We start from the raw sequence: 25,015 nt of genomic DNA, 5'->3' as shown, positions 1-25,015 counted from the left end.
CCCTAGGACGCCTTCGCGGCCTTCTTCGCGGGAGTCTTCTTCGCCGTCGTGCTCTTGGCGGGCGCCTTCTTCGCGGTGCTCTTCGCCGCTGCCGACTTCGTCGACGACGATCCCGCCGAGCTCTTCGCGGCGGGCTTCGACGCGGAGTCCTTTCCCCCACCGGAGCGCGCCGCACGGCTGCGTTCGACGCTCGCGCGCAGCGCCTCCATGAGATCGATGACCTCGCCGCCGGTCGACTCCTCTTCGTGGTCGCCGAACGTCTCGGTGGTGTCGAGCGCGTCACCCTTCTCGAGCTTCGCGTCGATCAGGATGCGCAGCTCGTCCTGGTACTCGTCCGAGAACTCCGACGGGTCGAAGTCCGCGGCGAAGCTGTCGACGAGGGATGCCGACATCTCGAGCTCCTTCGCCGAGATCCGCACCGGCTCATCCAGTGCCGGGAACGCCGCCTCCCGCACCTCGTCGGCCCACAGCAGCGTCTGCAGCACCAGCACGTCACCGCGCACCCGCAGAGCGGCCAGCCGCGTCTTCTGGCGCAGCGAGAAACGGACGATCGCCGTGCGGTCGGTCTGCTCCAGGGTCTTGCGCAGGAGCACATACGCCTTCGGCGATGCCGAGTCGGGCTCGAGGTAGTAGGCGCGGTCGAGGGTCAGCAGATCGACCTGCTCGGTCGGGACGAATTCGACCACGTCGATCTCGCGACTCTTCTCAGCCGGCAGGGAGTCGAGGTCCTCCTTCGTGAGCACGACGGTGCGCTCGCCGTCGTCGTACGCCTTGTCGATGTCGACGTACGGCACGACCTCGCCGTCGATCTCGCAGATCCGCTGGTAGCGGATGCGGCCCCCGTCTTTGTTGTGCACCTGATGCAGCGGCACGTCGTGGTCCTCGGTCGCGGAGTACACCTTGACGGGGACATTCACGAGCCCGAACGTCAGCGCGCCCTTCCAGATCGCTCTCATCGCACCAGTACACACCTGTCACACCCGTCGCGGCTAGTCGCAGAACCCGAAATGCCGCGCTCGGTATACTCCGGCGGCGCGTCGCCACGGCAGGCCGGCGGCCGTAGAGTCGGCACGTGGCTCCTCCCCCCGCCCTGGCCCGGCGGCTCGGTCTGGGTGACGCGGTGTTCCTCGGACTCGGGTCGATGATCGGTGCGGGTGTCTTCTCCGCATTCGCACCCGCCGCGGCTGCGGCCGGCAGCGCCCTGCTGATCGGACTCGCCGTCGCCGCCGCCGTCGCGTTCTGCAACGCGACGGCCTCCGCGCAGCTGGCCGCCGCACATCCGACCTCGGGCGGCACCTACGCGTACGGCCGCGCCGAACTCGGTGCCTGGTGGGGTTTCGTAGCCGGCTGGTGTTTCGTCATCGGAAAGCTCGCGAGCTGCGCCGCGATGGCGCTCACGTTCGCGGCATATGCCGCTCCCGCCGGCTGGGAGCGTCCGGTCGCGATCGTCGCGGTCGCAGCCCTGGTCACCGTCAACTGCTTCGGCGTGACTCGCACGGCGCAGGTCACCCGCGGAATCGTCGTGGTGGTGCTGCTCACGCTCGCCGCGGTCGTCGCCGCCGGAGCCGCGGCAGGTGCGCTTCCGGACTGGTGGAGCGACGCTCCCAGCGCTGACGCGGCCGGCGCGTACGGCATCCTCCAATCTGCCGGTCTCCTGTTCTTCGCCTTCGCCGGCTACGCGCGCATCGCGACCATGGGCGAGGAGGTGCGCAACCCGGCCCGCACGATTCCGCGCGCGATCGTGCTCGCGCTCTCCATCACCGTCGCGGTCTACGCGGCAGTGGCCGTCACCGTCCTGGCCGTGCTCGGTCCGCAGGGGACGGCCGCGTCCGCGGCGCCGCTGGCCGACGCGGCCGCCGCATCGGGGTGGGGCTGGACTCAGCCCGTGGTCCGGATCGGAGCGGCCGCGGCATCCCTCGGCGCCCTCCTTGCGCTGATCGCCGGCATCGGCCGGACGACCCTGGCGATGGCACGCGAGGACGACCTTCCTCGGTTCCTCGCGGCGGTGCACCCGCGCTGGCACGTGCCCCGCCGCGCCGAGATCGCGATCGGCATCGTCGTGATCACGACGGTGGCGCTCGTGGACCTCCGCGGGGCGATCGGATTCTCGTCCTTCGGAGTGCTCGTCTACTACTTCATCGCCAACGCGGCCGCGTTCCGCCAAGCGGCCGGGGCTCGCCGCTACCCTCGCGTGCTGCAGGTGCTCGGCCTTCTCGGGTGCGCCACGCTGGTCATCACGCTGCCGGTGGTCGCGGTCGCGGTGGGTGTCATCCTCGTGCTCGCGGGTGTCGCCTATCGGTTCGCGCGACTGCGAATCATGCGCACCCCGCCGCGATGACGGCAGGATGAAGGCATGACGGATGCCGGGGGGACACGTCGAGCGGGTGCGGGGGCTGCGAAGGACCAGCTCGTCAGCATCGGCGGCCGCCGCCTGCGCATCACCAACCTCGACAAGGTGCTCTATCCCGAGACCGGGACGACGAAGGGCGAGGTGATCGACTACTACACGCGGATCGGGCCGACGATGATCCCGCACGTCACCGGTCGCCCGGTGACGCGCAAGCGGTGGCCCGACGGCGTCGGCACGGAGGAGCATCCGGAGCAGTCGTTCTTCGCGAAGGATCTGGAGCGGGGGGCGCCGGATTGGGTGCGGCGGCTGCCGATTCCGCACTCGGGGGGTCCGAAGGACTATCCGCTGATAAACGACGTGCCGACCCTGGTATACCTCGCCCAGGTCGCGAGCCTCGAGCTGCATGTGCCGCAGTGGCGCTTCGCACCCGATGGCGACCGCGGCGATGCCGACCGCCTCGTCCTGGACCTGGATCCCGGGCCGGGCGTCGGTCTCGCCGAGTGCGCCGAGGTCGCGCGGTGGGCGCGGGAGATCCTCGGACACATGGGACTGGAACCGCTGCCGGTCACCAGCGGCAGCAAGGGCATTCAGCTCTACTCCGCACTGCCAGCCGGTCAGAGCAGCGAAGCGGCATCGGCGATCGCCCACGAGTTGGCGAAAGCGATCGAGGCGGATCATCCGGACTTGGTCGTGAGCAGCATGAAGAAGGCGATCCGAGGGGGCCGCGTGCTGATCGACTGGAGTCAGAACAACGCGGCCAAGACCACCATCGCCCCGTATTCGCTGCGCGGACGCGCCCACCCGAACGTCGCCGCGCCGCGCACGTGGGATGAACTGGAGGACCCGAACCTCGCGCAGCTGTCGTTCGAGGAGGTGCTCGAGCGGGCTGAGACGATCGGCGACCCGCTGTCGACGCTCGGCTATCACGCCGGCGGCAGGACCGTCGACGAAGGCCCGCTGAGCACGTACATCGCGAAGCGGACCGCCGGCCGGACACCCGAGCCGGTCCCCTCCGATCCGGCCGCGGCCGCCACACCGGCCGGCGAGCTGCCGATCTTCGTCATCCAGGAGCATCATGCGACCGCGCTGCACTGGGACTTCCGCCTCGAGCGCGACGGCGTGCTGGTGAGCTGGGCCGTGCCGCGCGGCGTGCCGCACTCCTACAAGCGCAACAACCTCGCGATCATGACCGAGGACCACCCGATGGACTATGCGACGTTCGAGGGGACGATCCCGGCCGGCGAGTACGGCGGCGGCAGCGTCACCATCTGGGACGACGGCCGGTACGAGCTGGAGAAGTGGCGTGACGACGAGGTCATCGCGACCCTCGAGGGGCGGCCCGGCGGACCGCTCGGCCGCGTGCGCCTCGCCCTGATCCGCACCGAGGGCCAGGGCGAGAAGTCGAGCTGGCTGCTGCACCGCATGAAGACGGACATCGACGGGCACGTGCAACCCGACGGCGTGCCGGTCGAGCCGTCCGCGCAAGCAGACGAACGTCGGATGCCGCGCCGACAGGCCGCGCGCCAGACCGCGCCGCCGCCCCCGGCCCCCGCCGTCGGCTCCGACGGCACGGGCGGTGCACAGGCCCCGCGACGGCGCACTCGACGGGGCGGCTCGCCTGTCGAGCCTGCGCCTGACGTCCCGCTCTCGTGGCCGCCGACGGCCGATGCCCTGCGGCCGATGCTGTCGACGAGCGCCACACCGGAGCGTGCCGAGCTGGCCGCCCGCCAATGGGGCGACCCGGCCTGGGCGGAGGCGAAATGGGACGGCATCCGCGCCGTCGGCGTGTGGGACGGCTCGAAGCTCCGACTCTGGGCGCGCAGCGGCAACGAGATCACCGCGAAGTACCCCGAACTGACCGACCACCCGGATGCAGGGCTCGGCGACGAGCCTGCGATCGTCGACGGCGAGGTGGTGGCGATCGACGAGCGGGGTCGGCCGAGCTTTCCGTTGCTGCAGACGCGCATGAACCTGGTGCGGGCCGGCGACATCGCACGGGAGGCGAAGCGCACTCCGGTGCAGTACTACCTCTTCGACGTGCTCGGAGCACGCGGCCTCGACGTGACCGCGCGGCCGCTGCGCGATCGCCGGGCGCTGCTCGAAGATCTCGCAGCAGGCGTGAGTCCCCCGTTCGTCCTGCCGCCCGTCTTCGACGACGTCGACGGAGCGCTTCGGACCAGTGAGCAGTTCGACCTGGAGGGGGTCGTCGTGAAGGATCCGGCGTCGACCTACCGGCGCGGCATCCGCAGTGAGTCTTGGCTGAAGGTGAAGCTCACCCGCACGCAGGAGGTCGTGCTGGCCGGCATCCGGCCGGGGCAGGGCGGCCGCGCGCACACCTTCGGGTCGCTGCTGCTGGGCATTCCCGGGCCCGACGGCCTGCAGTACGCGGGGCGGGTCGGCACGGGCTTCAGCGATTCCACGCTGCGCTCGCTGATGAGCACGCTCGCGCCGCTGCACACGAGCAAGAACCCGATGGTCGGCGTGCCGCCGCTGGACGCCCGTGGCGTGCAGTGGCTGAAGCCGGAACTGGTGGGCGAGGTGGAGTTCGGGGAGTTCACGCCCGGGGGCATCCTGCGGCACTCGCGCTGGCGCGGCCTGCGGCCGGACAAGTCGCCTGAGGACGTCGTCCGCGAGTCGTGACGCGACGCGCGGCCGCGCTCCCGGCCTGCGTCAGGCGTGGGCGTCGTGCTCGACGTGACCCGCGGGCTCGAGCTGGAATGTCGAGTGCTCCACGTCGAAGTGGTCGGTCAGACACGATTGCAGCCGCTGGAGGATCGCTCCTGCCCGCCCGTCCCGGAGCGCCTCGTCATCCACGACCACGTGTGCGGTGAACACCGGTGCACCGCGCGTCAGTTGCCAGACGTGCACGTCGTGGCAGTCGACGACACCCGGCGTCTCGAGGATGTGGTCGCGGATCTCGGTGACGTGCATCCCTTTCGGCGTCGACTCGCTGAGCACCGAGACGACCTCGCGCAGCAGCGAAATCGCACGCGGGACGATCATCGCCGCGATGAGGAGCGAGGCGATCGCATCGGCCTGCACCCACCCGGTGGTCACGATGAGGACAGCAGCGACGATGACGGCGGCGGAGCCGATCAGGTCGCCCATCACCTCGAGGTAGGCTCCGCGCACGTTGATGCTCGTCCGCTGCGGCGCGCTCAGCAGCCACATCGCCACGGCGTTGGCGACAAGACCCACGATCGCGACGACCAGCATCAGGCCGCCCGCGACCTGCACTTCGCCCGGGTTCAGCAGTCGATGGATGCCCTCGTACGCCACCCACACTGAGAGCACGACGAGGATGACGCCGTTCGCGAGGGCGCCGAACACCTCCGCACGCTGGAAGCCGAACGTGCGCCGGTCATTGGCCGGGCGCGCGGCGACGGCACTCGCGATCAGCGCGATCACGAGTGCTGCGGCATCCGTGAACATGTGCGCAGCGTCGGCAAGCAGCGCGAGCGACCCGGACAGCGCCGCGCCGATGATCTGCACGACCATGACGACGGCGGTGATCGCCAGGGAGATCCCGAGCAGTCGGCGATTGCCGGCGCCTCGGATGCCGGGCGACGCGTGGTCGTGCATGCCTTCAGGCTACGACCGGAGCCTGGTCGGGCGCGCGATTGCGGCTAGTCGGGAATGAGTCCGGTTATCAGCTGTCAGAGCTGTGCGAGCAGGGGCGCGAGTGCCTCGAACGCGCGAGCGCGGTGCGAGGCGTCGTTCTTCTCCTCGGCCGACCACTCGCCCACCGTCCGCTCCGCGCCTTCGGGCTGACCGTCGGGGATGAAGATCGGGTCGTAGCCGAACCCGCTGCCACCCGAAGCGGCGCGCGCGAGCCGACCCGGCCACCGCCCCTCCACCACTCGCTCGTCCGAAGCCTCGCCGGGCACGACCAGCGCGATCGTCGAGACGAACTGCGCGGTGCGGTGCGGATCGTCGACGTCGGAGAGCTGGTCCAGGAGCAGCGCGAGGTTGGCCGCGGCATCTTTCGCATGACCCGCCCAGTAGGCCGAGAAGATCCCCGGCGCGCCGCCGAGCACGTCGACGCAGATACCCGAATCGTCGGCGAACGCGGGCAGGCCGGTGTGGGCCGCCGCGGTGCGCGCCTTGATCAGGGCGTTCTCGGCGAAGGTCACCCCGTCCTCGACCGGTTCGGGGCCGTCATACGCGAGGACCACGATGTCGGGGCGCGTCTGGGCGATGAGTGCCTGGAACTCGGTGACCTTGTGTGCGTTGTGGGTGGCCAGCACGACGGACCGGGTGGGGTGCCCGGCAACGGCGAATTCGTCCGGTGTGGGCAGAAGGTCCATCACTCGGCCGCGTCGACGAGTGCAGCGGCCTGGAGGTCGCGGAGGTCGGCGCACCCGGCGAGGCCGAGCTCGAGCAGCGCGTCGAGCTCGCGCTTGTCGAACGGTGCTCCCTCGGCCGTGCCCTGCACCTCCACGAACAGGCCGCGGCCGGTGACGACGATGTTCATGTCAGTCTCGGCGCGCACGTCCTCGACGTAGGCGAGGTCGAGCATCGGCTCGCCGTCGATGATCCCGACCGAGATCGCCGCGACCGAGTCGATCAGCGGAGTCGCCTTCTGGCCGATGAACTTCTTCGCGCGTCCCCATTCGATCGCGTCGGCGAGGGCGACATACGCGCCCGTGATCGCGGCGGTGCGGGTGCCGCCGTCCGCCTGCAGCACGTCGCAGTCGATGACGATCGTGTTCTCCCCCAGCGCCTTCGTGTCCACGACCGCGCGCAGCGCACGGCCGATGAGGCGCGAGATCTCGTGCGTGCGGCCGCCGATCTTGCCCTTCACGCTCTCGCGGTCGTTGCGGCTGTTCGTCGCGCGCGGCAGCATCGCGTACTCGGCCGTGACCCAGCCCTTGCCCTTGCCGGCGAGCCAGCGCGGCACGCCGTTCGTGAACGACGCCGTGCACAGCACTTTCGTTCCGCCGAACGAGATGAGCGCCGACCCCTCGGCGTGACTGCTCCAGCCGCGCTCGATCGTGACCGGGCGCAGCTGGTCGAGGGAGCGGCCGTCGGCGCGGGTGGTGTCTGTCATCGGGGTCCTATCGGTCGGATGTCGGGAACTCGGCGAACGCACGTCGCAAAGGCGGCGCGGGCGGCGGCTGTCGCGAGCATTCTGTCGGACATGAGCACACGGGATGCCTCAACGAGGCGTCGGCAGGTCGATCGCGCCGGTCTGCACGAGCTGGACTTCGCTGACCTCACGACCCATGAGCCGGTGGGCGAGGGAGAGGAACTCGTCGGCGGAGGCGCCCGTCGCCTCGTAGAGGTGTCGCGGCGCGGCATCCGGACCTGCCATCAGGTCACGGCTCACCAGCTGCCGGTACACGTCCTTCGCGGTCTCGGTGTCGCTGGAGACGAGCGAGACGTCCGAGCCCATCACGTAGCTGATCGCCCCCTCGAGGAACGGGTAGTGGGTGCAGCCGAGCACGAGCGTGTCGACACCGGCGTGGCGGAGGGGAGCGAGGTACTCCTCCGCGACGGCGAGCACCTCCGGGGAGTCCGTCTCGCCGGCCTCGACGAACTCGACGAAGCGCGGGCACGCCGAGGCGAACACCGTCAGGCGGGCGTTGACCTCGAGCATGTCCTGGTACGCGCCCGAGCCGATGGTGCCGGCGGTGCCGATGACGCCGATGCGGCCGTTGCGGGTGGTCGACATGGCGGTGCGTACGGCAGGGCCGATGACCTCCACCACGGGAACGTCGTAGCGCTCGCGCGCGTCGCGCAGCATCGCGGCTGAGGCGGTGTTGCACGCGATCACGAGCATCTTCACTCCCTGATCGACGAGCGTGTCGAGGATCTCGAGCGAGTAGCGACGCACGTCGGCGATCGGCTTGGGCCCGTACGGCGAGCGCGCGGTGTCGCCGATGTAGAGCAGCGACTCACGAGGCAGCTGGGCGGAGATCGCCCGCGCGACGGTGAGCCCGCCGACCCCGGAGTCGAAGATGCCGATCGGCGCGTCATTCACGATCGTCCAGCCTACCCGCCGCTTCCGGGCGGTCGTTCGCACCGTACGTCCGTCGGCCGGACGAGCCGCCGACATCGCACGCGCGCCGGCGACCGGTTCCGCGCTCACTAGGCTGACCGCATGGCCGAGCGCAGCACCGCCCTCCTCACCGACCGCTACGAGCTGACGATGCTCGACGCCGCGCTGCGCGATGGCACCGCGCAGCGCCGCTGCGTGTTCGAGCTCTTCGGCAGACGCTTGTCGGCGGGCCGCCGCTTCGGCGTCGTGGGCGGCACGGGGCGCCTGCTCTCCCTCATCCAGGACTTCCGGTTCGGCGACGACGAGCTGCGGTTCCTGCGGGATCACCGGGTGGTGGATGCCGCCACCCTCGAATTCCTCGCCGGCTACCGCTTCACCGGCTCCATCACCGGATACCGCGAGGGCGAGCTGTACTTCCCCGGATCTCCGATCCTCACGGTCGAAGGCACGTTCGCCGAGGCCGTCGTGCTGGAGACGCTCGCGCTGAGCGTGCTGAACCACGACTCGGCGATCGCCACCGCGGCCGCCCGCATGAGCATCGCGGCAGGCGACCGTCCGCTGTCGGAGATGGGCTCGAGACGTGCGGCGGAGGAATCGGCCGTGGCCTGCGCCCGCGCCGCCTACATCGTCGGCTTCGGCGCGACCAGCAACCTCGAGGCGGGCAGGCGCTGGGGCATTCCGACCATGGGAACCGCAGCACACGCGTGGACCCTGCTGCACGACACCGAGGAGGATGCCTTCCGCTCGCAGGTCGACGCGCTCGGGGTGAAGACGACGCTGCTCATCGACACGTACGACATCCGCCAGGGAGTGGAGGCGGCCGTCCGCGTCGCCGGCACCGAGCTCGGCGGAGTGCGCATCGACTCCGGTGACCTTCCCACCATGGCCGCTCAGGTGCGCGAGCAGCTCGACGGGCTGGGGGCAACCGGTACGAAGATCACCGTGACGAGCGACCTCGACGAGTTCGCGATCGCCGCACTGGCGGCATCCCCCGTCGATGCGTACGGCGTCGGAACCTCGGTCGTCACCGGATCCGGCACCCCGACCGCCGGCATGGTCTACAAGCTCGTGGCGCGCCAGGCGGCCGACGGCTCGTGGGTCGGGGTCGCGAAGGCGTCGACCGACAAAGCGTCGAAGGGCGGCCGCAAGGCGGCGTTCCGCACGCTGGAGCGGGGAGTCGCGACATCAGAGCTCATCGCCGTCTCGGACGGCTTCGAGCAGATCGACACGCCCGATGAGCATCCCGACGCGCGCGCACTGCACGTGGCCCTGGTCGTCGACGGCGACGCGGATGCCGGGTTCGAAGGCGCTGCGGGCGTCGAGGCCGCGCGCGTGCACCATGCCCTGGCGCGCGAAGAGCTGCCCGTTCAGGCGCTGGCGCTGAGTCGCTCAGACCCTGCGATCCCGACGGTGTACGTCGACGCGCTGTAGCGAGGGCTTCTCTTACCGCGAGGCTGCATCCGCACGTCCAGACTGCGGGCTGACCCCGCAGTCTCGCCCTCCCGTTGCAATCTCGCGGAGGGGGCGGGAGGCCCTGACGAGGTGCGGGGCGCTCAGCCGACCAGCGACTCGTAGATCTCCTTGCACGTCGGGCAGACCGGGAATTTCTCCGGGTCGCGCCCGGGCGTCCACTTCTTGCCGCACAGAGCGCGCACGGGCTTGCCCGTGATCGCCGACTCGAGGATCTTCTCCTTCTTCACGTAGTGGGAGAAGCGCTCGTGATCACCGGGCTCGAGATTCTCTTCCCGGATGAGCTCTTCGAGTTCTCGATCAAGCGTGGCGATGCCGCCCTGATCCGGGCCTTCGAGAGGGGTGCTCATGGTCAGTCAGTGTATCGCGCGCGTGCCTGCCGAGGGCAGGGCCCAGCCGCTTCGGTCATGCGATCGACGAGGGGTCAGGTCGACTCGGCGAACTCCATGAGACGGCCACCGCGCCGTTCGAAGACAGCCGAACCGACCGCGATCCCGAGCAGCATCACCCCCGCTCCGATCGCCAGCCCGCCCCACAGCGCGATCAGCGCGGCATCGTCATTGCCGGCGAGCGCCAGCCATCCCCACCACAGGACGGGGGCGCTGACGGCGATCGCTCCGACCATGACCAGTGTCTGCGCGATCGCGCCGGCGGCACCGGTGCGCTGCGGCTGCTGGAACGGACTCTCGCCGGGCCGCGAGACCGCGTACGGCGAGACGACCGACGAGATGCTCGACAGGCCGAGGGCCGACAGGAACAGCGCCGCGCACACGCCGACCATCGCCGGCAGGAGCGCCCAGCGCCCGTGCGCCCAGATTGCGACGGGGATCGCGATCGCGAGCAGCGGGATGCCGATGAGCAGAACGGGGACGAGCCTTCCCACCCGATCGGAGACGCCGCGCACACCGCTCGCGATATGCATCCAGACGGCTGTGGAGTCGTACGCCAGGTCGTTGTGCGGCAGCCACCCGAGGAACAGCGCCGCGATCGGAACGGGCACCAGCGCGACGATCGCCGGGGGCACGCCGACGATCAGCAGCGGCACGGTGGTCAAGGCGGCAGCGATCGGAATGACGACGATGTTGACGATGTACCGGCGGTCGCGCAGCCAATAGATGAGGCTGCGCGCGGCGACCGCACCGCTCGGCGTGCCCGGCGCGACTGCGAACCATCCGAGGCCGCCCCGCTCGCGCACCGACACGGGGCGCTCGGTCGTGGACAGCATGCGCCGCACCAGCAGCACCCACACCGCGCTCAGCAGGACGAGAGTGGTCAGGGCCACCAGCAGGACGGGTGTGGCCGCCTCCATGCCGCCCTGCGCGACGCGGCCGGGGAACGCCCACGCTGCGCCCAGAGGTGTCAGCGCGAGCACGTCGACCGCAGCGGCCAGTTGGGTCGGAACCCGCCCGCCCCACTCCAAGGACGCGAAGAAGACGCCGACAGGCACCACGACGACCAGAAGCGCCAGCACGAACAGCCCGGACAGCTCGCGCGAACGCCGCTCGCGCAGGAACAGCGCCGTGAGCGCCATGGCCACATGGGCCAGGAGCACGCACGTCGCTATGCCGAGCAGGATGCCGGCGACCGCCGGCATCCACGGGACTCCTTGCGCGCTCCAGACGATCGCCGCGTAGACCGAGATCGCCGCGAGGGTGAATGTGGGGATGCTGATGAACCCCGCGACCGCGAGGACCATTGCGAGCCGCCCACTGGGCAGGCCGAGGACCGTGAACCGGCGCGGATCGAGCGGGTCGGTCGCCCCTGCGATCAGCGGGGCGAGGGCGAAGCCCAGCGTGACTGCTGAGCCGCCCAGGACGAAGACGGCCAGAACCACGTCGATCGGAGCGTCACGCAGCGTGAGCAGCGCCCAGCCCGCGGCGATCGTGGATGCGGTGAGCAGCATCAAACCGAGCAGAACGCGCGTGACGTGCCCGGAGTCTCCGCGCAGGGCACCCAGGAGCAGGGCGATCCTCAGTCGGAGAACGTGTGCAGCCACTCGAGGCCCTCCACGTCGCTGAGGCCGCCCGCGAGTTCGATGAACCGCTGCTCCAGCGTGAGCTCGCCGCGCACCTCGTCGACGGTGCCTTCGGCGAGCACCTGGCCGGCCACGATCACGGCGACGCGTGAGCAGACGCGCTCCACGAGCTCCATGCCGTGACTGGAGAGGATGACGGTTCCGCCGTGAGCGACGTACGCCGACAGGATGTCGAGGATGATCGCGCTCGAAACAGGGTCGACCGATTCGAACGGCTCGTCGAGCACGAGCAGCCGCGGAGAATGGATCATGGCACCGGCGAGCATGACCTTCTTCGCCATGCCGGCGGAGTAGTCCGATACGAGGCGGCCGAGCGCATCCGACAGGTCGAACGCGCGCGCGAGGTCGGTGGCGCGGCTCTCGACGACGGCGGATGGCAGACCGCGCAGAACGCCGTAGTAGTGGAGCAGCTGCCGCCCGGTGAGCCGATCGAACGTGCGGAGGCGGTCGGGCAGCACGCCCATCTGGCGCTTCGCGCCGATCGGGTCGGATGCCGCGTCCACCCCGTTCACACGGATCGAGCCGCGGTCCGGTCGCAGCAGGCCCGCGATCATCGACAGTGTCGTCGTCTTGCCCGCCCCGTTCGGGCCGACGAGACCGTAGAAGGTGCCGGAGGGAACGGTGAGGTCGATGCCGTCCACCGCGCGCGTGTCACCGAAGGCTTTCGTCACGCTCTTGACCTCGAGCGCGGCGGATCCGGTGAGGACGGATGTGGCGATCAGAGCCTCGGGAAGGCTGCGCGGCGCCGGCTCGACGACCGCCGGTGCCGGTTGCGGCCGTACGGTGGGCGCCGGTTCTGGGATCGGAGTAACTTCCACGACACGCGAAGCTTCCGCAACGGCGAGGACTTCAGCAGCCGCAGGCGCTTCGACCGCCTGCGGCGCCTCCGCGCGGGGCGACATCACAGTCGGAGGCAACGGTGGCTTGGGAGGAATGCTGAGGTTCCCGGGCAGCGGCGGAGGCGGTCCGGGACCCACCGTGGGTTTCTTACGCGCCACGGTCTTCCGCGGCTTCTTCGCGCGCGGCGCCGGGGTGGGTTCCTGCCCTGCGGCGACGACGGCGGGAGTCTTCGGCTTGGGCGGAAGAGGTGTGACCGGCGCGCGCTGTGCGCGCGCACCGCCGAGGTCGCCATCCGGCTGATGCGGATGCACGTCCTGTGGCTCCGGCAGGGAGGCGTTCACCGGTACAACCTACCAAGGGGCTCCCCGACGGCGGCAACGAGAACGCCTGCCGACACGAACCGCCTTTTGTCACGAATCTGCAACGGGCACCCCGCATTATGCGGCTTCACAGGTGCCATCGCTACCATGGATTTGGCACGAGGGAGTGTCGCGTCGGCGAACCGACAGTGAAGACACTCATCCCCAGGAGCAGACTTTGACCCTTCAGACCGTGATTCTCGCAGCCGGAATGGGCTCGCGACTGGGCCGCAGCCTGCCCAAACCCCTCACCGAGCTCAACGACGGTCGCAGCATCATGCGCCAGCAGCATGACAACATCCGCGCCGCGTTCGGCACGGAAGCGCGCATCACGACGGTCGTGGGCTACAAGGCGGAGACCATCGTGGAGGCGTTCCCCGAGGTCGATTACGTCTACAACGACCAGTACGACCAGACCAACACCTCCAAGAGCCTCCTGCGCGCGCTCTCCAAGAGTGGCCGCGGCGGCGTGCTCTGGATGAACGGCGATGTCGTGTTCGACCCGCGCGTCCTGGGTCGCGCGATCGCCCTCATCGAGCGGGATCAGTCGTTCGTCACCGTCAACACCTCCAAGGTGAGCGACGAAGAGGTCAAGTACACGGTCACAGCCGACGGATTCATCCACGAGCTCTCCAAGACCGTCCAGGGCGGTATCGGCGAGGCCGTCGGGATCAACTACATCTCCAGTGCCGACAAACCGGCCTTCATCCGCCAGCTGTCCCGTGTCGACGACCAGGACTACTTCGAGCGCGGCCTCGAACTCGCGATCGCGGAGGACTCGATCCGGCTGCATCCGCTCGACATCTCCGACCTGTACGCCGTCGAGGTCGACTTCGCCGAAGACCTCGAGCGGGCGAACCTCTTCGTCTAGCTCTCGCCCGCGACACGTTGTCAAGCCCGGCGCCCGCCGGGCAGCCCGCGCATAAGATCGGCCTGATGGCCGACAAGGTGCACCGCATCCACTCCCTTCCCGACGACTCGCCGTGGACGGGAGGGCTCCCGCCTGTCCAGTCCGACGAGCATCCGCTGATCGTGCGCATGCTGGATCGCGTCATGGCGATCCAGCGCCCCGTCGTCGTAGGACATCTCCGCAGCATCAGGCTGCGGCATCCGGATGCCACCACCGCCGAGATCGTGCGCATCCTCGAGCGACGGTATCTGGCCGCCGTCACCACAGGAGGTGCCGCCGTCGGCGCGACCGCCGTCGTACCGGGCATCGGAACCGGCGTCACCCTCGCGCTGAGCGGTGTGGAGACAGTCGCCTTCCTCGAGGCGACGGCGCTCTTCGCGCAGTCGGTCGCCGAAGTCCACGGCATCCCGGTCGCCGATCCCGATCGCGCCCGTGCGCTCGTGCTGACGCTGATGCTCGGCAAGGAGGGCACCGACCTCGTGGCCCAGCTCGCCGGGCAGGTCGCCGGCAAGGGGCCCACACGCGACAAGTACTGGGGCGAGCTCATCACCAAGACGCTCCCCCGAGCGGCCATCGGCCCCCTCGTCGACCGGCTGAAGACGACGTTCGTGCGCCAGTTCGCCGGGCGGGGCGGCGCGTCGATCCTCGGCAAGGCGCTGCCCTTCGGCATCGGCGCCGCCGTGGGCGGGGTCGGCAACAACATCCTGGGGCGGCGGGTGCTGGTCGGGTCTCGGCGAGCGTTCGGGCTGCCTCCGCTCGACCTTCCTGCGGACCTCGAGCCGGGGCCGGACACCCTCCGCCTCGAGCACGCGGCCGGTCGCGGAATCCGTCGTGCCGGCGGAGCGATCGTGGGCGGGGTGACGCGCAGCATGTCCGCCGTCGGCTCGGCCGGACGCAGAGTCGGCGACGCGGTCACCCCCCGCAAGCGCGCGGCGATCGAGGGCCCGGATGCCGCGGCATCGGTCGACGGATCGCTCGACGACGGCGTCGGTGACGACTGATGGGTCAGTTCACGACACGTCCTGAGGAGCCCGCCGAGTGGGCCGGGTTGCCGAGCGAGCCGCTGACCTCGCGCTCGGAGGTGGAGGCTCTCGCTGAGCCGGTCGAGTCCGCCGATTCGCTGGGGTTCCTCGACCGAGGTGTCGAGTCGGTCGTCATCCCCCTCGTGGTTCCGCCCGCCGAGGCGGGAGACGCGGCCAGCACGGCGCAACTCGACACCCCCGGCGACGGGGCATAGCCTCGGAGGCATGGACAGCACCCTGGCGTGCCTAGCGGCATGGATGCCCCGGCAGCGGTGGTACGCGGCGAAGGGACGACCCCCCAGCCTCCGTCTGGTCGCCTGGTGGGACCCCCCGCGCGCGACCGCGGACGGTGACGCGACGGACGAGCTCCAGGCGCCTCGTGTGCGGACCTTCCTCGTGGCCGACGAGGGGTCGCTTCCACCGGTGCTGTACCAGATCCCCGTCGTGTCGCGGGCGACCGCGACGGTCGACGCGTCGGCTGCGCACATCATCGGCAGCCCCGAACCGGGCACCACGTTCATCGACGGACCGTTCGATCCGGCCTACTCCGATGCCCTCCTGGCTCTGGTCACCGATGGCGGCGAGGGGCAGGGTCCGCATTCCGTGGCGACCGGACACCCGACGCACAGCCTGCCCGTGGCGGGCACGCGAACAGCCGCGGTGCTCACCGGCGAGCAGTCGAACACCTCCCTCATCTACCGCGCCGACGACGGCTCCATGCCGATCATCTGCAAGGTGTTCCGCCAGCTGCATCCCGGGCTCAACCCCGACATCGAGCTGCAGACCGCGCTCGCCGACGCGGGCTCGCCGCACGTCCCCCGTGCGATCGGATCCGTCGAAGGAACGTGGCCCGACCTGGCCACCGCCCAGGGCACGGTGTCGGGCTCGCTGGCATTCGCGCAGGAGTTCCTGCCCGGCGTCGAGGATGCGTGGCGCGTGGCGCTGAGCGCAGCCGCCCAGGGAGAGGACTTCCGAGGCCCCGCCCGCGCGCTCGGGGCAGCCACCGCCGACGTGCACGTCTCGCTGGCGCAGTTGTTTCCGACCCGGGTGACGCGGGCCGAGGACCGTGCGTCGACGGCGGCGACGTGGCGGCGGCGGCTTGCGATCGCGATCGCCGAGGTGCCGGCGATCGCCGACCGGCGCGAGGCGATCGAAGCCGTCTACGACCGCGCCGTCGACGTGGCGTGGCCGCCCCTGCAGCGCATCCACGGCGACTACCACCTCGGGCAGGTGCTGCAGGTGCCGGACCGCGGATGGGTGCTGCTGGACTTCGAGGGCGAGCCGCTTCGACCGATGGCCGAACGCCTCAGCGTGGACCTCCCGCTTCGCGATGTGGCCGGCATGCTGCGGTCTTTCGACTACGTGGCCGGCTCCATCCGTCTCGACCATCCCGATCGATCAGCGGAAGCGGTACGCGATTGGGCGCTGGCCGCCCGCCGCTCGTTCATCGAGGGGTACTCGAGCGCGTCGGGTGCCGAGCTGGACGTGGAGAGTGCCCTGCTCGCGGCTCTCGAGCTGGACAAAGCCGTGTACGAGGCGATCTACGAGTCCCGCAACCGGCCGACCTGGGTGTCGATCCCGCTGCGAGCGATCTCGCGGCTCGTGGAGAAGCCCGCCGCCGTGTCCTGAGGCCCGCGACGGCCGCGGATCAGTCGTCGAGCTCTGCTTCCTCGGACTCGAGCTCTTCGTCGTCCTCATCGTCGACGGTCCGCTCGTGCCATTGCTCCCAGGAGTCCATGAGCCGGCCGACCGCCGCATGGAATCTGCGGGTCGCCGCACCGGGCGCAGTGTCGCCGAAGTAGTGCGACACCCACTGCTCCAGACGTGCGACCGCCTCGGCATCGCCCAGCACGCGGTCGGTTTCGGCGACGATCGCGCCGGCGTGACCCACTTCGAGCCACTCGCAGGCCGAGAGGTAGCCGTGCGTGTCGATGAGGGCCTCCGGATCGGCCGGCCGCGTGACCATCAGCGGCCGGTCTGCGGCGAGCCGGTCGTAGACCATCGCCGAGATGTCGACGACGGCGACGTCCGCCGCGGCGAGCTGCCACCCGAGCTCGGGACCGTCGTCGAACACGTGGTGCGCGCCCGGATCGCCCTCGTTTGCAGCTGCGAGCGCGCTGATGATGCGCTTGTTCGCGGCGCCGTACTCGCGATTGACGACGCCCGAGCGCGGATGGGGGCGGTAGATCACCCGGTGCCGGCCCGTCGCCAGCAGTGCGTTCACGAGGGTCTCGCCGTGCGACAGGATCGACCCGTAGTGCGCCGACGGACGGTCGCCCTCCCATGTGGGCGCGTACAGCACGACGGTGCGATCGTCGGGCGCGTAGGGCAGGACGCCGGAGTAGTGATCGGCCTGCGGGCGTCCGATCGGGATGGTGCGCGTATCGAGGTCGTAGTCCCACAGCACCCGTCCCAACCGCTCACGCGCCGCGTCGCCCGCGATGAACGCGTAGTCGTACGCCTTGTACTGGTTCGTGGTCATGTACATCTTGTCGGACTCGCCGTGGTTGATGAACACGTGCCAGCGACGCCCGTAGCGGAACATCTGGAAGTTGCGCGTGTTCTGATTGACGTAGAGCACGACCCGGATGTCCTGGTCTGCGACGAAGGCCTCCAGATCGCGGACCGTGGGCAGGAACGCCACCGGTGGCGCGTCCTCTGCGAGCATCGCCCGCGCCGAGGTCGCGACCCGACTCAGCACGACCACGGGCCAGACCTTCGCGAGCTCGGCGAGGGGTTTGTACCACTGGCGGATCTGGTACATGTTCACCGCGCCGTCGGCGAAGTAGACGGCCACACGGTAGTGATGCAGCGGATGCCGCGGCCGCGTGTCGACGGTGTGCCGAACGTCGCGGACGGCCGCTCGGCTGACCACCGCCTTGCGCAGCAGCGCCGCGGCCTTCTTCGCATCCGAGACGACACCCACGCCTTCAGGATACCGACGGGGGCTGCGTGACATGATCGACGGATGCATGTCGAGCAGCCCGGACGCAGGGACGCGCCGGTCGTCGCGGAGGGCGCCGGGGTGACGTTCGTCATGCCGGTGCTCAACGAGCGGGCGTACCTCCGCCGCGCCGTCGAGACCGTCCTGGCGCAGGATGTCGCGGCCCCGACCGAGCTGATCCTGGCTCTCGCCCCTTCGACCGACGGCACGACCGAGCTGGCTCGGGAGCTCGCCGCCGACGATCGCATCGTCCTGGTCGACAACCCCGAGGCCGACATCCCGATCGGCTTGAACCGCGCCATCCGCGCCGGCCGGTACCCGACGATCGTCCGCGTCGACGCCCACTCCGAGTTGGAGCCCGGCTACACGACCCGCGCCCTCGCGACGCTCGACCGTGTCCGCGCGGCGAACGTCGGCGGCGTGATGAAGGCGGACGGTCGCACGCCGTTCCAGCGGGCGGTCGCGCGTGCCTACAACTCCCCCATCGGCCTGGGCGGCGGCGCCTACCACGGCGGCACGCAGGAGGGCGAGGCGGAATCCGCATATCTCGGCGTGATGCGCCGGGACGTCCTGGACGAGGTCGGCCTCTTCGACGAGAGCATCCGGCGAGGGGAGGACTGGGAGCTGAACCTGCGCATCCGCCGGGCCGGCTACCGGGTCTGGTTCGATCCGGCTCTGGCCGTCACATACTGGCCCCGAGAGAGCTGGACGCGCCTGGTGCGGCAGTTCTCCGCGACCGGACGGTGGCGGGGCGAACTCGTGCGCCGGTACGGGCGCGGCAACTCGGTGCGGTTCTTCGCCCCACCCGCCCTGGTGGTCATCCTCGTCCTCAGCATCATCGTCGGCGTCCTGCAGGCGACGGGCGTGCTCAGCGGTTGGTGGTGGGTCGCGGCATCCATCGCCTACCTGCCGGTGATCGCCTACGCGCTGCTCATCATCGGCGTGGCGCTCGGCCCGGGTGGTGGAACCGGCTGGCGCGACAAGCTGTGGACGCTGGCGGTGCTGCCGACGATGCACCTGTCGTGGGGCACCGGTTTCGTCATCGGAGTGGTGCGCGGCGCCCACGACACCGTGGACACGTCGCGGCTCGGCGACCGCAACACTCCGCTCCCCTAATCCGCAGGAGGCGGCGTGTCGATGTCGACGAAGCCCTGGTCGAGGATCCGGCTGACCACTCGTTCGGCCGCGTGACCGTCGTCGCGGGGGTTGAACTTCTCGCGCCACTGCGCGTACTTCGCGGCGAACACCGCGGGGTCGCCGTCCCGCACCGCCGTGACCAGCTCGTCCTGTGTCTGGACGACCGGCCCAGGGGCGTGGGCGACGAGATCGAAGTAGAACCCGCGCAGCTCTCCGCGGTAGTGCTCGATGTCGGGCACCAGGAAGAACATGGGCTTGCCGGTCACGCTGAAATCGAACATGACCGAGGAATAGTCCGTGATCAGTGCGTCCGCAGCCAGCAGCAGCCGCGACGTGTCGGGGAACCCGGTGACGTCCAGCACGCGCGGGCCTTCGGCATCCCGCCCAGGCAGCAGAGTGCGCGAGTGACCACGCACGAGCACGACCGAGTCCGTCGCCTCAGCGAGCGCGGCCGGATCGACGAAGTCGACCATCTCGGTACGATCGTCGCGCCAAGTCGGCGCGTACAGGAGCACCCGCTCGTCGGGCCGGACGCCCAGAGCCGCCCGCGTCGCACCGTCGTCGCCGGTGGTGAGGATGTCATTCCGCGGGTACCCCTCCACCCACACGGGACGTGAGAGGAACGCGTAGGCCTTGCCGAGGATGCGGGCCGCGTAGGCGTTCTGCGCGACCAGGATGTTCCAGCGCCGCGACTCCTTGATCACGGCGGCCACCCGGCGGGGGTCGAAGCCGGGCCGGTGCAGAGCCAGCCGCTTCAGCGGCGTGCCGTGCCATGTCTGCACCACGACCTGGCCTCGCCGCCGCGCGAAGGTGCGGCGGAGCCAGTCGTTGACCACCAGCAGCCGGGCCGAGCCCCGCGCGCGCCACCATTCCGGACTGCCGTCGACCACAGGGACGGCGCCCTCCGGGATCTGCACGGACAGATCCACCACACTCCAATATCGCGTCAGGTGCGGCGCGCGCCGGGCCAGCTCGCGATCGATGGCCAGTGGGTTGCAACTCGCGTTGCGGCCGTAGAAGCTCTCGAAGAACACGGCGTTCTCCAACGCCGACGGGCGCGTGGCGTAGCGCCGCTCGAGCGCCGCCTGCCCCTCGCCGGAATCGTACGCGGGATCGATCGGCGGCCCGATCGTCAACGCGTAGCCGTCCAACGTCGCGCGCAGCGTGCCGAGCTGCGTCAGAGGCACGGATGCCGGCGGCTCCCGATGCTGCGCGCCCGCGGCGTCGATCCGCAGTTCGTAGGTGCCGACCGGCAGCGGCAGTTCGGCGCCGCCCCAGCGCGACGCGCGCAGGGGCAGAGAGGCCTTCCACGTCTTGCCGCCGCCCGAGATCGCACCGGTGACACGGGCACGCGGGCCGAGCAGTTCCACCGAGGCGGGCCGCGGTCCGACGCCTGAGACGATCAGCGCGGCGCCGCCGTCGGTGGAGAAGCGGGCGTCGGTCATCGGATTCCCTTCGTGACGCTGCGCGCCGTCGAGCCTCGAGGCTTCGTCGCACTCGATCCCGCCAGGATCGCACGGTACACCCTGCCGGTGTTCTTCCCGTCGCGGAACGCGTGCACGCGCTCGCTCAGGCGCTCAGCCTGCTTGACCCGAGCCGCCCGGGCGTTCTCGTCGCCCAGCAGGCTGTCCAACTGTGCGGCGGCCTCCCGCCAGTCACGCGCCCATCCCTCGCCGGCGACGTCCGCGTATGCGCCGTAGAACCCCCGACTTCGGCCGTACGCGTCGACGTCGGGCGCGAGGAACACCACCGGAACCGGAACCAGGGCCGCGTCGAATGCGAGCGACGAGTAGTCGGTCACCAGAGCCTCGAGAGCCGGAAGCAGCGGCGTCACATCGATCACGGCGTCGCTTCCCAGGCCCAGCACGCGCTCGGTCTGGAACGGAGGCGAGTAGTCCCCAGCCCCGAGCGGGTGCGAGCGCACCAGCAGCACAGCGTCGTGGCGAGCGAGCACGTCGACGATCGCCGTCCACTCCTCGGCGGTCGGGACGGCGGGGTCGGGCGCCCCGTCGCGCCAGGTCGGCGCGTACAGCACCAGCCGCGCCGCGGCGCCCATCGGTCGGGTGGCCGCTTCGATCGCCGCGCGCGCCTGCGAACGGCGTGTGTCCGCGGTGCCGCGGGAGAGCACGTCCACCCGCGGTTCGCCGCTGACCGGCACGTGCGAGTCGGGCAGACCGAAGGCGGATTCGAGTCGCCCACGGACGAGGTGCGAGGCAGCCGGCAGGAGGTCGATGCGGCGCGCGGCGCTCCGGTACATGCGTGCGATCGCAGCGCGCACCAGACGCGAGCCGGGCAGGATGCCGCTGCGCACCGTTTCCGGCGAGTCCAGGCCGATCCTCTTGAGCGGGATGCCGTGCCAGAGCTGCACGATGTAGGCGCCGGATACCGCGTAGCGGTTCACGTCGCCGAAGCCGTGCGTGACGACGACTATGCCGGCCCGAGCGGTGCACCAGAATCCGCGGATCGAGCCTTTGCGGACGGAGGGGATGCCGCGGGAGGCGGCATCCCGCTCCTCACGGGCGCTGCCGACCAGCCAGATCGCGGGATGGCCTTCGGCGACCACGACGTCCCACAGCGCGAGCGCTCCATCGCCGATACCGACGCCGCAGCCGAACACCCATGTTCCGGGCCGGCGCGGAATCAGCAGAGTGCCGAGGCGGCCCAGCGCGTAGAGCGGGATGCTCGCGAGCTGCCGGGCGTTCCCCGCGCCGAACGAGAAGGACGCCACCCCGCGAGCCTATCGCGGGGTGGCGTCTTCGACCTCCGGAGTGCTCTACTGCTGCAGCTCCCCCAGCGTCACCTCGAGGGTCTGCGTCTCACCGTCGCGGACGAAGGTGACTGTGGCCTCGCTGCCGGCGGCGGCCGCACGCACCTGAGCGGTCAGGTCGGTCGCATCGGTGACCGGCACCCCGTTGAAGGCCGTGACGACATCGCCGACCTGCAGACCCGCGCCGAGCGCCGCACCGCCATCGACGACCTCGGCGATGTAGGCGCCGGTCATGGTCGACTCTTCGACGGAGGCCGCGTCGCGGACGCTCGCGCCGAGCAGGCCGTGTGATGCTGCGCCGCTGTCGATGATCTCTCCGGTCACCCGCTCCACGATGTTGGACGGGATCGAGAAGCCGACGCCGATGGATCCGGACTCGCCCGAGCTGCCGCCCGCCGTCGCGATCGCGACGTTGATGCCGATGAGCTTGCCTTCCGAGTCCACGAGCGCGCCGCCGGAGTTTCCGGGGTTGATCGCCGCGTCGGTCTGGATGACCGCGATGGAGATGGATTCGGTCGCCGTCTGGCCCGTGTCCCCCTCGCCGAAGTCGAAGAAGAACGGCGGGGTCTGCCCATCCTCCGGCGTCTCGGTCCCGTCGTCGGGCGCAGGCGCGGTCGGGTCGTCCTCGGCGTCGCCTTCCGCATCGCTCGAGTCGGGCGCCGCGGAAGAGGCGATCTGAATCGAGCGGTTCAGAGCGCTCACGATGCCCGTGGTCACGGTGTTGGACAGGCCGAGCGGAGCGCCGACCGCGATGGTCTCGTCGCCGACGTTGAGTTCGGAGGAGTCTGCGAACTCGATCGGGGTGAGGCCCTCGGCATCCTGCAGTTTGATCACCGCAAGGTCGTAGGTGGGGTCGGTCCCGACCACGTCGGCGTCGTAGACGCGGCCATCGGACGTGGACACGCGGATCGTCGCATCGGCCGTGGCGCCGTCGAGCGTCACGACGTGCGTGTTGGTGACGACGTAGCCGTCACTGGTGAGCACCACTCCGGATCCGGTGCCGGCACCGTTCGTGCCGGACGCCTCGATCGTGACGACGCTCGGGACCACCTTCGCGGCGATCGCCGTGGTCTGATTCACCGAGTCGTCGTTGTTGACGGTGACCGTGGCGGGACCGGCCGCGGGGACGGTGCCCTCCGGTGCGAACATGTTCACGCCGGCATAGGCGCCGCCGAGACCGGCGGCTCCGCCCACGAGTGCGGCCGCGACGATCAGGCCGACGACCCTGCCGGCGCCTGACTTCCTCTTCGTCGCGGTGTCGGTCGCCACGGTGCCGGTCGGCGGTGAGCCCAGCGGAACGGTCGGCTGGGTCTGGTTGGCGGCGTTCGGTCCGAACGCCGATGCGTACGGCTGACCGTGGGCGGGCTGGACGGCATAGCCCTGCGGGTGGGGACCGTAGCCCGGAGCCTGCTGGGGATACGGCGGGTAGCCGCCAGGACGCACTCCCTGCGGTGCCTGCCACGTGGGAGTCACGGGCTGGGAGGGTGCCGCAGTGGATGCCGGGGCGGCAGCAGGACCGGGCTCCGGCTGCGGGGCTGCGGGGGCGACCGGACGGGCGGGGGCCTCGTCGGCGGCTGAAGCCGCGGGCGAGTGAACCGCGTTCTCGGGTGTGGGATCTGCGGGGCGCTCGCCCTGTGTGTCGCTCATGATTGCTCCTTCTGCCGACCTCTGACCACTGTGCCCTCGGTTGCTGTGCGTTTCTTATGCCGAGGATGGGCGTCGACTATGCGAGTAGCGTGAACCGGATGCGAGAAACACCCGGCGCATGGCGCCGTACTGCAGTCGGCGCGGGTCTCATCGGTTCCGATGGGTCCACCCGCCCCACCATCTTCGCGGAGATGTCGGCCCTGGCGGCGCGAACCGGCGCGATCAACCTCGGACAGGGCTTCCCTGACGAGGACGGTCCTGCCGAGGTCCTCGAGGCTGCGCGTGCGGCGATCGCGCACGGGGTCAACCAGTATCCGCCGGGTCGCGGCATCCCGGATCTGCTGTCGGCGATCGCCGAGCACCAGCACCGCTTCTACGGCCTTCAGATCGACCCGCAGCGCGATGCGATCGTGACGGCCGGCGCCACCGAGGCGCTCGCCGCCGCTCTGCTCGCGCTGATCGACGGTTCCGACGACGAGGTCGTCGTCTTCGAGCCGTACTACGACTCGTATGCCGCCGTCGTGGCGCTCGCCGGCGCGCGACTGGTCACGGTGCCGCTGCGCTGGCCGGACTTCCAGCCCGACCTCGATGACCTCCGGTCGGCGGTCTCGGACCGGACGAGGGTCATCCTCGTCAACGATCCGCACAACCCCACCGGCGCCGTGTTCTCCCGCGAACTGCAGGACGAGGTCATCCGGCTGGCCGAGCGCCACGACGCGATCATCGTGACCGACGAGGTCTACGAGCACCTCGTGTTCGAGGGCCGGCATGTGCCGATCGCGACGCTTCCCGGGGCGTGGGAGCGCACCCTCACCATCTCGTCGGGCGGCAAGACTTTCTCGGCGACCGGGTGGAAGATCGGGTGGGTGACCGGGCCGGCCGCTCTGGTCGATGCCGTGCTCGCGGTCAAGCAGTTCCTCACCTACGTCAACGGCGCACCGTTCCAGCCCGCCATCGCAACCGGCCTGCGCCTGCCCGACGCGTTCTTCCGCGACATCGCCCAGATCCTCCGCGGCAAGCGCGATCTCCTCGGCTCAGGGCTCAGGGCGGCGGGCTTCGACGTGTCGGTGGCGGCCGGGTCGTACTTCACCGTGGCGGATGCCGCACCCCTCGGTGCGACGGATGCCGCGGAGTTCTGTCGCGCGCTTCCCGACCGAGCCGGTGTGGTCGCGATCCCGCTCACGGCATTCGTCGCGCCGGAGCGACGTTCGGAGTACGCGACGCTCGTCCGGTTCGCGGCGTGCAAACGGGTCGACGTGCTCGAGGAGGCGGCATCCCGCCTCACGGCGTTCGCCGGCTGATCGCACGGTGGCCACGGTTGCGCGGCGTGAGCCGACGCGGCGCGGCTCAGTTGCGGGGCACCACGGTCAGGCGTCGCAGGCGCAGGGCGGGGTTCACACGACGCACGCGAGCGACCGCATCACGGTCGAGATGGGCGACGACGACGTCCGTCGCAGTGCCGATGGCAGCTATCTCGATCCCCTGCGGGTCGACGATCATCGAGTTTCCGACTCCGAGCGGTGGCGGATGATC

At 70.4% G+C, this 25,015-nt stretch carries 22 protein-coding genes; 9 read left to right on the top strand and 13 right to left on the bottom strand.

Annotated features, from left to right (window positions below):
• Window positions 1–2 precede the first annotated feature (2 nt).
• Window positions 3–956 carry a Ku protein gene (locus tag VFX99_RS00150; RefSeq protein WP_329664295.1) on the bottom strand — a complete coding sequence of 318 codons (954 nt, stop codon included), beginning with the start codon at window positions 954–956 and terminating at the stop codon, window positions 3–5.
• A gap of 116 nt (window positions 957–1,072) precedes the next feature.
• On the opposite strand from VFX99_RS00150, the gene VFX99_RS00145 reads away from it, so the two are divergent.
• Window positions 1,073–2,338, top strand: a complete 1,266-nt coding sequence (locus tag VFX99_RS00145; RefSeq protein ID WP_329664294.1) for an APC family permease — start codon at window positions 1,073–1,075, stop codon at window positions 2,336–2,338.
• A 15-nt stretch (window positions 2,339–2,353) separates the two neighbouring features.
• The gene (locus tag VFX99_RS00140) at window positions 2,354–4,990 is read left to right on the top strand and encodes an ATP-dependent DNA ligase (protein ID WP_329664293.1); all 2,637 of its coding nucleotides are present in this window, start codon (window positions 2,354–2,356) and stop codon (window positions 4,988–4,990) included.
• 30 nt (window positions 4,991–5,020) lie between these two features.
• Here the strand turns inward: VFX99_RS00140 and VFX99_RS00135 are convergent, their stop codons facing one another.
• The 4 genes from VFX99_RS00135 to murI form a co-directional block, all read right to left on the bottom strand.
• Entirely contained in the window at window positions 5,021–5,932 is a 912-nt protein-coding gene (locus tag VFX99_RS00135) for a cation diffusion facilitator family transporter (RefSeq protein ID WP_329664292.1), read from the bottom strand.
• 74 nt (window positions 5,933–6,006) lie between these two features.
• Entirely contained in the window at window positions 6,007–6,657 is a 651-nt protein-coding gene (rdgB, locus tag VFX99_RS00130) for an RdgB/HAM1 family non-canonical purine NTP pyrophosphatase (RefSeq protein WP_329664291.1), read from the bottom strand.
• The gene (rph, locus tag VFX99_RS00125; protein WP_329664290.1) at window positions 6,657–7,400 is read right to left on the bottom strand and encodes a ribonuclease PH; all 744 of its coding nucleotides are present in this window, start codon (window positions 7,398–7,400) and stop codon (window positions 6,657–6,659) included. Before rph ends, rdgB begins: the two co-directional genes overlap by 1 nt.
• A 108-nt stretch (window positions 7,401–7,508) precedes the next feature.
• The gene (gene murI / locus VFX99_RS00120; protein WP_329664289.1) at window positions 7,509–8,333 is read right to left on the bottom strand and encodes a glutamate racemase; all 825 of its coding nucleotides are present in this window, start codon (window positions 8,331–8,333) and stop codon (window positions 7,509–7,511) included.
• A 120-nt stretch (window positions 8,334–8,453) separates the two neighbouring features.
• On the opposite strand from murI, the gene VFX99_RS00115 reads away from it, so the two are divergent.
• Window positions 8,454–9,782, top strand: coding sequence for a nicotinate phosphoribosyltransferase (locus VFX99_RS00115; protein ID WP_329664288.1), 1,329 nt, complete (start codon window positions 8,454–8,456; stop codon window positions 9,780–9,782).
• Between the two features lie 122 nt (window positions 9,783–9,904).
• Here VFX99_RS00115 and VFX99_RS00110 read toward each other — a convergent pair whose 3' ends face one another.
• From VFX99_RS00110 to VFX99_RS00100, 3 genes are all read right to left on the bottom strand, one after another.
• Window positions 9,905–10,171 (bottom strand): DUF3039 domain-containing protein, encoded by a 267-nt coding sequence (locus VFX99_RS00110; RefSeq protein WP_329664287.1) that lies wholly within the window; start codon window positions 10,169–10,171, stop codon window positions 9,905–9,907.
• Window positions 10,172–10,245: 74 nt separating this feature from the next.
• A complete protein-coding gene (locus VFX99_RS00105; protein ID WP_329664286.1) occupies window positions 10,246–11,817 on the bottom strand; it encodes a hypothetical protein in 1,572 nt (523 codons plus the stop codon).
• Complete coding sequence (locus VFX99_RS00100) at window positions 11,793–12,674, bottom strand: ABC transporter ATP-binding protein (RefSeq protein WP_414684301.1); 882 nt, start codon at window positions 12,672–12,674, stop codon at window positions 11,793–11,795. The genes VFX99_RS00105 and VFX99_RS00100 overlap by 25 nt, the downstream gene beginning before the upstream one ends.
• A gap of 559 nt (window positions 12,675–13,233) precedes the next feature.
• Here VFX99_RS00100 and VFX99_RS00095 point away from each other — a divergent pair.
• The 4 genes from VFX99_RS00095 (at window position 13,234) to VFX99_RS00080 (ending at window position 16,616) form a co-directional block, all read left to right on the top strand.
• Window positions 13,234–13,926, top strand: a complete 693-nt coding sequence (locus tag VFX99_RS00095; protein WP_329664285.1) for a phosphocholine cytidylyltransferase family protein — start codon at window positions 13,234–13,236, stop codon at window positions 13,924–13,926.
• Between the two features lie 65 nt (window positions 13,927–13,991).
• Complete coding sequence (locus VFX99_RS00090) at window positions 13,992–14,966, top strand: hypothetical protein (RefSeq protein WP_329664284.1); 975 nt, start codon at window positions 13,992–13,994, stop codon at window positions 14,964–14,966.
• Window positions 14,966–15,202 carry a hypothetical protein gene (locus VFX99_RS00085; RefSeq protein ID WP_329664283.1) on the top strand — a complete coding sequence of 79 codons (237 nt, stop codon included), beginning with the start codon at window positions 14,966–14,968 and terminating at the stop codon, window positions 15,200–15,202. The genes VFX99_RS00090 and VFX99_RS00085 overlap by 1 nt, the downstream gene beginning before the upstream one ends.
• Window positions 15,203–15,212: 10 nt before the next feature.
• On the top strand, window positions 15,213–16,616 hold the full coding sequence (locus VFX99_RS00080; RefSeq protein WP_329664282.1) for a maltokinase N-terminal cap-like domain-containing protein: 1,404 nt from the start codon (window positions 15,213–15,215) through the stop codon (window positions 16,614–16,616).
• A gap of 19 nt (window positions 16,617–16,635) precedes the next feature.
• On the opposite strand, the gene VFX99_RS00075 is transcribed toward VFX99_RS00080, so the two are convergent.
• Window positions 16,636–17,913, bottom strand: a complete 1,278-nt coding sequence (locus VFX99_RS00075; RefSeq protein ID WP_329664281.1) for a CDP-glycerol glycerophosphotransferase family protein — start codon at window positions 17,911–17,913, stop codon at window positions 16,636–16,638.
• A gap of 42 nt (window positions 17,914–17,955) precedes the next feature.
• On the opposite strand from VFX99_RS00075, the gene VFX99_RS00070 reads away from it, so the two are divergent.
• Entirely contained in the window at window positions 17,956–19,047 is a 1,092-nt protein-coding gene (locus VFX99_RS00070; RefSeq protein ID WP_329664280.1) for a glycosyltransferase, read from the top strand.
• On the opposite strand, the gene VFX99_RS00065 is transcribed toward VFX99_RS00070, so the two are convergent.
• The 3 genes from VFX99_RS00065 to VFX99_RS00055 are packed head-to-tail and all read right to left on the bottom strand — an operon-like array spanning window position 19,044 to window position 23,482.
• Window positions 19,044–20,513, bottom strand: a complete 1,470-nt coding sequence (locus tag VFX99_RS00065) for a CDP-glycerol glycerophosphotransferase family protein (RefSeq protein ID WP_329664279.1) — start codon at window positions 20,511–20,513, stop codon at window positions 19,044–19,046. The two genes, VFX99_RS00070 and VFX99_RS00065, sit on opposite strands and share 4 nt — an antisense overlap.
• Window positions 20,510–21,796, bottom strand: a complete 1,287-nt coding sequence (locus VFX99_RS00060; RefSeq protein ID WP_329664278.1) for a CDP-glycerol glycerophosphotransferase family protein — start codon at window positions 21,794–21,796, stop codon at window positions 20,510–20,512. The genes VFX99_RS00065 and VFX99_RS00060 overlap by 4 nt, the downstream gene beginning before the upstream one ends.
• Before the next feature lie 45 nt (window positions 21,797–21,841).
• Complete coding sequence (locus VFX99_RS00055) at window positions 21,842–23,482, bottom strand: S1C family serine protease (RefSeq protein WP_329664277.1); 1,641 nt, start codon at window positions 23,480–23,482, stop codon at window positions 21,842–21,844.
• A 98-nt stretch (window positions 23,483–23,580) separates the two neighbouring features.
• On the opposite strand from VFX99_RS00055, the gene VFX99_RS00050 reads away from it, so the two are divergent.
• Window positions 23,581–24,783 carry an aminotransferase class I/II-fold pyridoxal phosphate-dependent enzyme gene (locus tag VFX99_RS00050; RefSeq protein WP_329664276.1) on the top strand — a complete coding sequence of 401 codons (1,203 nt, stop codon included), beginning with the start codon at window positions 23,581–23,583 and terminating at the stop codon, window positions 24,781–24,783.
• A 46-nt stretch (window positions 24,784–24,829) separates the two neighbouring features.
• Here VFX99_RS00050 and VFX99_RS00045 read toward each other — a convergent pair.
• Window positions 24,830–25,015: nitrilase-related carbon-nitrogen hydrolase (locus VFX99_RS00045; RefSeq protein ID WP_329664275.1), on the bottom strand; the 186-nt coding region annotated here is incomplete at its 5' end.

The sequence above is a fragment of the Microbacterium sp. genome (genome assembly GCF_036277215.1).
Taxonomy (GTDB): domain Bacteria; phylum Actinomycetota; class Actinomycetes; order Actinomycetales; family Microbacteriaceae; genus Microbacterium.
This window is presented reverse-complemented; position numbering and strand designations above follow the sequence as displayed.